At 66.6% G+C, this 2,222-nt stretch carries 1 pseudogene; it reads right to left on the minus strand.

What is annotated here, in order from left to right:
• Positions 1 to 834: 834 nt before the first annotated feature.
• Positions 835 to 2,153, minus strand: a pseudogene (locus KCH87_RS48365) (IS630 family transposase).
• Positions 2,154 to 2,222 lie beyond the last annotated feature (69 nt).

Consider the following 2,222-nt stretch of genomic DNA (forward strand, 5'->3'; position numbering starts at 1 on the left):
ATGCGACTTTGGCCGGGAGCTGCTTTGGTGCGAGTGATCATGGCCCCGTAAGCTCATGGCGAGTCGGGCAGTCTGTGGACCTGCCCGTTAAAGCACGACGTTGGGGCCATGATCTTCGAGGCTCGCGCCAAAGTGGCTGGCTACAGTCGCGGAGCCGACCGCCCCAGCCACGGGGCAACGTCCACGGTAGCGAGGTAGTCCGCGGGGAACCGCCGCCGCGATCCGGCCTCTTCGGTAGCCCAAAGCGTCGTTGACATGGTGGTGCGGCAATCCCCTGTACCTGATGGCTCGGTGCTGGTTCTTGGCCGCTGCTGGTGGGGACGGGCGGGCGGCGGTGCGCGGCCGGTGGCGGAGACATAGAGGCGGCGCGGTGGCGACCGACCGGCGCCGCCGCGCGTGCGCGGCCCTCGGTCCCTTGGATCGTTCCCGACTTCTTTGGGTGGCTCGGGTCTTATGGTCTTGGTGGGGTGTCTCGTGCTCGTGTGCCTTGTGGTTCCTACGGGTGCTGAAGGGTCTTCCATCCTGAGGCCGGTTCCCTGCGGGCGTACCCTGCGTCACCGGAGCAAGAGCCCAGGTCATAGGGCGGTTGGCGTTCGCGGCCGGAGCACGACGGCCGCGAGCGCAGCGAGCCTTGATGACGTAGGGAAAGTCTGTCCGAACCATGATCCGGAACGTCCGGCGCCGGGCTGTCGGCAAACCGCCCCACCCGGCTACGGTGCCATTCATGCCTTCTGCATTGGACACGCCCCAGGGCGCGGCTGAACTGGCCGAGTCTCTGTTGGAGTACGCGATTCAGGAGGGCTACCTAGTGTGCTGCGCCAGAAATCATGAGGGTTAGTTCTGCTCTGTTTTCTGGCTGGCGGTTCCGACCTTGGTGAGGTAGTCGGCGAGGGAGTTGAGGATCTCGTCGGCGGTCTTGGTCCAGGTGAAGGGCCGTGGATTCTCGTTCCAGGTGTCGATCCATGCGGTGATGTCACCCTCCAGGGCCTTCACGGACCTGTGGACGCCGCGGCGGATGAGCTTGTCGGTCAGCAGGCCGAACCACCGCTCGACCTGGTTCATCCAGGAGGAGCCCGTCGGGGTGAAGTGGACGTGGAAGCGCGGGTGTCTGCCCAGCCACGTCTTGATCTCGGCGGTGTTGTGGGTGGCGTAGTTGTCACAGACGAGGTGGACGTCGAGCCCGGCGGGCACCGCCTTGTCGATCCGGACCAGGAACTTCTTGAACTCAATCGCCCGGTGGCGGCGGTGGAGTTGAGATATGACGGTGCCGTCAGTGATGTTTAAGGCCGCGAACAGGCTGGTGATGCCGTGCCGGTGGTAGTCGTGAGTCCGGCGTTCGGGCATGCCCGGCATCATCGGCAACACTGGCTGCGAGCGGTCCAGTGCCTGGATCTGGGACTTCTCGTCCACGCAGAGCACGACCGCCTTCTCGGGCGGATGGTGGTACAGGCCGACGACGTCGACGACCTTGGCGACGAACCGCGGATCGGTGGACAGTTTGAAGGAGTCCTGCAGGTGGGGCTTGAGGTCGAACTTCTTCCAGATCCGGCCGATGGTCGACTTCGACAGGCCGGTGCGCTCGGCCATCGAGGCCCGCGACCAGTGCGTGTCCCTGCCCGCAGTCGACTCCAGGGTGGCCGCGACGACCTCCTCGACCGGTCGAGGAGGATCGAGGGCGGCCGGCCCGAGCGGGGCTCGTCATGCAGCCCGTCGAGGCGTTCGGCGATGAACCGGGCCCGCCAGCGGTCCACGGTCGACCTGTCGATGCCGAGGTCGGCCGCGGCCTGCTGGTTCGTCCCGCCCTCCGCGCAGCGCAGCACGATCTTGGCTCGCAGCGCGAAGAACTGGGCGGTCTTCGCCCGCCGCGCCCACTGCGTCAGCTGCCTCCGCTCGACCTCGTCCAGGACCAGGTCGGCCTTCGGCCGCCCGATCCGGCCGGCGTCCTCAAGCCCGGCCATCCGCGCTGCGGCGAAAGCCCGACGCCACTTGCCCACCGTCTTGGCCTGGACACCAACGATCCGTGCGACACCTGCGTTTGACATGCCGTCAGCGCACGCCAGGATGATGCGGGCCTTCTCGGCCGACCGCCGGTCCGGCACTTTCGTCCCCCGCACCAACTCGGCGCGCTCGGACTCGGACAGCGTGATCTCCACAGCAGAAGGCCCCGGATGCGACATGGCAACAGGGTAGTAAATAACCCTCAGGATTTCTGGCGCAGCACA

It is taken from the genome of Streptomyces sp. GESEQ-35, assembly GCF_017948485.1.
Taxonomy (GTDB): domain Bacteria; phylum Actinomycetota; class Actinomycetes; order Streptomycetales; family Streptomycetaceae; genus Streptomyces.